The organism is Sphingomonas sp. ERG5 (assembly GCF_000803065.1).
GTDB lineage: Bacteria > Pseudomonadota > Alphaproteobacteria > Sphingomonadales > Sphingomonadaceae > Sphingomonas.
In genome coordinates this window covers 158,194-164,909 of the sequence record NZ_JSXI01000059.1, presented here as the reverse complement: position 1 = coordinate 164,909, position 6,716 = coordinate 158,194, and the positions used below count along the sequence as shown (strand labels likewise).

The following is a 6,716-nucleotide window of genomic DNA, read 5'->3' as shown; positions in this document are numbered from 1 at the left end:
TATATATACGATATGTTTAACAACATTTTGCGCAAAACACCGCGGTGGCGGGCATGGCGAAAAAGCGCGCGGCGCACAGGTCGATGATTAGCTTCTTGACATTGATGTCAATATGACAAACTGCTCGATGCAGCGCTGAGGCCGAAGATTTCCGCGCCGTATCGGGGGGACGTCAAAATGGTGAAGAACGCCGCTATATTTCTCTTTGCGGCCTGCGCCATGATGTCGTTTGCCGATGTCGCGGCGGCCGATGAGACAGTGGTCTACACCTATGACGAACTTGGGCGGCTCAAAGCCTCTTCGACCACCGGAACAGTCAATAACGGCCTGCAAACGTCGACGACATTCGACCCGGCGGGCAATCGGACAAACTACAGCGTCAGCGGGGGCAGGAGCGCCGACGGCGATCTCGATCGCGGATGCCCCGGCCGTCACGGAAGGCAGCGATCTCGTTTTCACGGTGACCCGTTCGGGGGCGAGCACGGCTGCGGTCGGCGCCAGCTGGACCACCGTTGCCGGTACCGCGGCGGCCGGGAGCGATTTCACGGCGGCCAGCGGAACGGTGAGCTTCGCCATTGGCGAAGTGTCGAAGACGATCCGGGTCGCGACAATCAACGATAGCGTGGTTGAACCGACAGAGGCGATGACGGTCACGCTGTCGGCACCGACCGGCGGTGCCACGCTGGGAACCGCGACCGCGACGGGCACGATCAACGATGATGATGTCGCCGCGCCGCCGCCATCATTTGCGGTCAGCAACGCCGCCGGGACACCGGAAGGCAGCCCAATGATCTTCACCATCACAAAGACGGGCACGACGACCTCAAGCTATTCGGTCAATTACCGGACGTCGAACGGCACCGCGACGACCGGCATCGACTTTACCGACACCAACGGCACGCTCACCTTCGCGCCGAACGAAACAAGTAAAACCGTCAGCGTCCCGACAATCGACGATGCATTGGTCGAATCCCCTGAATCGATATGGTTCACCATATTGAGCCCCACCGGCGGAGCGACGATCACGACCGCCAATGGAACGGGAAATATTCTCGATAATGACACCCCCGCGCCACCGTCATTCGCGGTCAGTAACGCGACGGCGGTCACCGAAGGCGGGACGCTGACCTTCACCGTCACCAAGACCGGTCCGGCGGCAGCCTCAATTACGCGACGGCCAGCGGTACCGCCACATCCGGTACCGACTTTACGGCAGTGTCGGGCACGTTGACGTTCCTGGCGGGCGAGACGAGCAAATCGATCCAGGTTGCCACGATCGATGACGGCACGGTCGAATCCGCTGAAACGGTGCTGATGAATTTGTCGTCGCCGACCGGCGGCGCGACGCTGGGAACGGCGACGGCGACGGGCACGATCAACGATAATGATGTCGCCGGGCCGCCACCATCATTTGCGGTCAGCAACGCCGCCGGGACAGCGGAAGGCAGCCCGATGGTCTTCACCATCACCAAGACGGGCACGACGACTTCAAGCTATTCGGTCAATTACCAGACGTCGAACGGCACCGCGACGACCGGAAGCGACTTTACCAGCACCAACGGCATGCTCACCTTTGCACCCAATGAGACGAGTAAAACCGTCAGTGTCCCGACAATCGACGATACAGAGGTCGAACTCCCTGAATCGATATGGTTCACCATATTGCTCCCCACTGGGGGAGCAACGATCACCACCGCCAATGGAACGGGAAATATTCTCGATAATGACACCACCGCGCCACCGCCAATATCATTTGCGGTCAGCAACGCCGCCGGGGTCGCGGAAGGCAGCCCGATGATCTTCACCGTCACCAAGACGGGCACGACGACTTCAAGCTATTCGGTCAATTACCAGACGTCGAATGGCACCGCGACGACCGGAAGCGACTTTACCAGCACCAACGGTACGCTCACCTTTGCACCCAACGAGACGAGTAAAACCGTCAGTGTCCCGACAATCGACGATACAGAGGTCGAGCTTCCTGAATCGATATGGTTCACCATATTGCTCCCCACTGGGGGAGCAACAGTCACCACCGCCAATGGAACGGGAAATATTCTTAACAATGACTGAGGCTGCATTCAGCCACTGAATCCATATTGGCGAGATACAAGATTAATATCCGCTCCAGAATATATCATAATGAGCTGTGATGGATAACATTAGGGGCATTATATTGTCAGAATATTCCAAAGCCAGAATTCGCTCCACTTGCTTTATGGCGTTATATTCCACGACCATTCTGGCTGCGGGAATCATCACGCCCGCGATGGCGCAGGACAGACCCGCTGCGCCGGAGTTGAAAAGCCTGCCGCCGGTGCTGCCGTCTGCGCTGGCGGACCCGCAGGAAGCCGCGAGCGACCAGCCTGGAGCCAGCGAAAAGGCAGGTGCAAGGTCGCGCGCTGCCGCGCTGCCCGCGGCGATGGCGGGGGACGACACGATCGGATCGGGTCCGGCGTTCCCGTCGCTGGCGGCACCGACTTATCAATCGGTTGATGCCAATGGCGTCGATACATTGAGCGGCGCGTTCAATATCAGCTCGCCTGCTGTGTCGATGGGCGACGGAGACGGAGCGCTCAACTTTTCGCTCGGCTGGAACGGCAAGGCCTGGCTGCCCCCCACGCCGTCAATCTGGATGAGCTCGCCGGGGGATGGCAGCAGCTATACGGTGACGCTCGACGGCGAAACGGCGGTGTTCGCCGAATTGGGGACCAAGATCTGGACGGAGCGTCCGGGCGACACATATTCGAGAAGCAACTACACGGTTGTGCTTGAGTTTGAGCAGATCAAGCCGACGGTCGGCGGCAAGCTGATGTGCCATTATCCGCTGACCCCGTCGGGCACGAAGCGGACGCTCATACCCGTTCGCTGTCGTTTCATGTCGCGCGAGGGGAAGGCGATCTATTTTCTGGCGACCGCGACCGATGTTTATGAGAATAATATCGTACGGAGCAGCGACGCCTCTTATTATCAGGCGTACAGCAATATCTATATGTACCCCTATCGGAAAGCGGAAAGAGACGGCAACTACAGCACGGCCTATGTCCCGCCCATCTCAGGTTATTATGATGGTGGCGATATCGTCACCTTGTCTTCCAACGGCTATTTTCTCTTCTCGCAGGACCCGTTTTACAACGCCTCGGTCGATTTCACGCTGCTCAACATGACGCCCGAGCCGGCCAATCGCCCGCAGCGCAAACTGCATATCGCGACGCCCGGCCTGTATGACGGGACACCATCGACGATCGATCCGCGCACCGCGTCCTATCTGCGCCCGAAGAATACGGTCCAGACAATGACCGATCCGATGCAGCGCAGCTGGCAATATAGCTTCGACACTGCGGGCAATATGACCCGGGTCGTCACGCCGGCGGGGCGGATTTCGACCATCGCTTATGATAGCAAAAATCGCGTCACCTCCTTCTCCGATGGACAAGGGACGTGGCTGTACAGCTATACCGGGGACGCTTCGACCGCGGCGGCGACCACGACGATTACCGATCCGGCAAGCGGCACGCGCATTGTCCGCCGCATCAAGAAAGCGGGTCCGGTGTCTTCGGTCACCGACGAGCTCGGCCGCACCATGACCTATGGCTATGACAGCTATGACCGGGTCACATCGATCACCTATCCGGAAGGAAACAGCGCAACCTATACCTATGACATTCGCGGCAATGTCACGCAGGTGACGCGCAGCCCCAAACCGTCGGTCGGCGGCGCGGCGCTCACGACACAGGCGACCTACAGCATTGATTGCGGCACGGGCTACCGGCCGGCGGTTGCCTGTTACCGGCCGTCGGATTTCACCGACCCCAAGGGGAATGTGACATCCTATAGCTATGATATATTCGCCAACCCGATCGCGATCACCCTGCCCGCGGCGACGGTGGGTGCGCCGCGCGCGCAAACGCGCTTCACGTACGAAACGAAGAAATATTATTACAAGTATAATGGCGCTGTCGGGGAATCGGAGGTGACGCCACCGGTTCTGGTTTCCAGCGCCGCTTGCCAGACGCTGGGAAATTGCCAGGGGACGGCGGACGAGCTGATCACGCAATATGGCTATGCGACGGCTTATGCGGAAGGATCGGGCGCCAACAACACGCTGCCGGTGTCGGTCACGATGAAAACGGGCGATGGCGCGGTCCTGTCCTCGGCGGGGCGGACCTATGACATTATCGGCAATGTGCTGACGGTCGACGGTCCCTTGCCGGGCGCCGCGGACACGGTCACCTCGCGTTACGATATCGCGCGGCAAGTGACGGGGATTGTCGGCCCTGATCCCGATGGTGCGGGGGTCCGCAAGCCAGTGGCGCAGCGCATGACCTATAATCTCGACGGCCAGGTGACGCTGGCCGAGACCGGCACTGTCGCGAGCGCAACCGATGCGGATTGGGCGGGGTTCGCCGTGCAGCAGAGGAAGGCGACCGTCTATGATAGTGCGGGCCGCCCGGTCATCGCAGCCCTGGCGGGCACGGGAGCGGCGGAGACGGTTCAGCAGATCAGCTATGATGCGGTCGGACGTCCGCTATGCACCACGGCACGGATGAACAAGGCGCTGTATCCGGCGATCGGCGCGGCGGGTGTCTTGTCGGGCGGCGGTTTGCCGGTGGACGCATGCGCCGGGGGCACGGCGGGCGACCGGATCGGCAAGACCATTTATGATGCGGCGGGTCAGGTCATAAAGGTCCAGGGCGCGGTCGGCACGGTCAATCAAATCGATGAAGTGACGACAGGCTATACCGTGAATGGCCAGGCCGATTATGTCATCGATGCGGCGGGCAATCGCACGGACTATAGCTATGATGGTCATGACCGGCTGGTGAAGACCGAATATCCCGCGACGACCAAAGGCGCGGGGACCGTCAATGCGTCGGATTATGAGCAGCTTGGCTATGACGCGAACGGCAATGTGACCAGCCGGCGCTTGCGCGACGGACAAGTGATCGGGTTCAGCTATGACGCCTTGAACCGGGTGACGCTGAAGGATCTGCCGGCGCCCGATGTGGATGTTTCGTTTAGCTATGACCTGTTCGGGCGCACGACCGGGGTGCAAAAAGGAACGATGCAACATATTCTGTCCTATGACGCGCTTGGCCGGCGGACGCGGGAGGCACAGCCATTCGGGGCGATGGATTATCAATATGATCCAGCCGGACGGCGGACGCGGCAGAGCTGGAATGACGGCTTCTATGTGACGACCGACTATGATGTGACGGGCAATGTAACGGCGATCCGGGAGAATGGCGCGGCCAGTGGCGTGGGGGTGCTGGCGAGCTATGGCTATGACGATCTCGGGCGCAGGATCAGCCTGACGCGAGGCAACGGGACCAGCACGACCTATCTGCCCGATGCCCTGTCGCGGCTGTCGTCGCTGACGCAGAATCTGGCGGGCACGGCGAGCGACCTGACGCTGACATTCCATTATAATCCGGCGGGCGAGATCATCGATCGGACGCGGTCGAACGATGGCTATGCGTGGCGTGGGGCGGTCGATGTCAATCGGAACTATAGCTCGAACGGGCTCAATCAATATGGCGCAGCGAACAGCGCGGGCGGAACGACGAGCTTTGGCTATGATGCGCGCGGCAATCTGAGCAGTTCGGGAACGGCGACCTATGCCTATACCTCGGAAAATCTGCTGAAGAGCGCCAGCGGCGGGATCACGGCCTATTATGACGGGTTCGGCCGGCTGTTGGAATATGACACCAATGTCTCGACCCGATTCCTTTATGACGGCAACGAGATGGCGGCGGAGATTGCCAATCCGGGCGGGGCGATACTGAAGCGCTATGTCTATGGCCCGGGCAGCGATGAGCCGGTGGTGTGGTATGAAGGTGCAGGCACCAGCGACCGGCGCTGGCTGCACGCCGACGAACGCGGCAGCGTGATCGCGGTAAGCGATGGGACAGGCGCGGTGATCGGCACCAACACCTATGACGACTATGGCATTCCGGGTGCGGGCAATATCGGTCGGTTCCAATATACCGGCCAGGCATGGCTGTCGGAGATCGGCCTCTATTATTACAAGGCGCGGCTCTACTCGGCGACGCTTGGGCGCTTCATGCAGACCGACCCGATCGGCTATGCCGATGGGATGAACTGGTACAATTATGTCGACGGGGATCCGATCAATGGGGCGGATCCGAGCGGCCTTAGGTGCGTGACGCCAGGAGGATGTGGCTCACAGCCTGGCGACATAACTGTTACCGCATTCAGGGATGGAGCCCTCACACCTGTGCACACTCCGGTCCCCGTTCAAAGCGAGCAGGATCGGATGCGAGCTATGCGACCCGAGCCGCAAAGTGTGATTCTCGATGCAAGTTGCGCGGGATTTCCAGCCGCTGGCGACCCATTTATTCAAGCGGCAATGTTGTCCGCCTTGTCTCAAGCTTTCGAGGACGGAAGCGAACATGGCGTTATCGCTGCCCATCGCGATGGGCACGGAGCGTTCTCTAAATCTCCTTTCTACACATCTGGCTTTACTGCCAGCATATCAGGCAAGACCATCGATAAGGCGATATTTTCTGTACTATATCAAGGATACACCCCGCAACTCATAATCCATACTCATCAAAATGGCGCGGGTCCATCACCACTTGGGCCTAGTGACAAACGGCGAGCCAAACACGATGGCGTGCCACATGCGGCAATAGATAGCAAAGGTATTGTAACATGCTCAGCAGGAGATTAAACATAAAAGCATTATATTTTTA

The 6,716-nt window shown here is 59.5% G+C and carries 3 protein-coding genes and 1 pseudogene; all 4 read left to right on the top strand.

The window, feature by feature from the left end; all coding sequences use genetic code 11:
* Positions 1–235 precede the first annotated feature (235 nt).
* Positions 236–1,231: a Calx-beta domain-containing protein gene (locus tag OO12_RS19105; protein ID WP_443024577.1), complete on the top strand. Its 996-nt coding sequence runs from the start codon at positions 236–238 to the stop codon at positions 1,229–1,231.
* Positions 1,213–1,329, top strand: a pseudogene (locus OO12_RS29440) (hypothetical protein); the annotation flags it as partial. The gene OO12_RS19105 and the pseudogene OO12_RS29440, both read left to right, overlap by 19 nt.
* On the top strand, positions 1,315–2,073 hold the full coding sequence (locus tag OO12_RS19100) for a Calx-beta domain-containing protein (RefSeq protein WP_443024581.1): 759 nt from the start codon (positions 1,315–1,317) through the stop codon (positions 2,071–2,073). The pseudogene OO12_RS29440 and the gene OO12_RS19100, both read left to right, overlap by 15 nt.
* A gap of 145 nt (positions 2,074–2,218) precedes the next feature.
* Positions 2,219–6,694 (top strand): RHS repeat domain-containing protein, encoded by a 4,476-nt coding sequence (locus tag OO12_RS27080; RefSeq protein WP_052216056.1) that lies wholly within the window; start codon positions 2,219–2,221, stop codon positions 6,692–6,694.
* Positions 6,695–6,716: the final 22 nt, after the last annotated feature.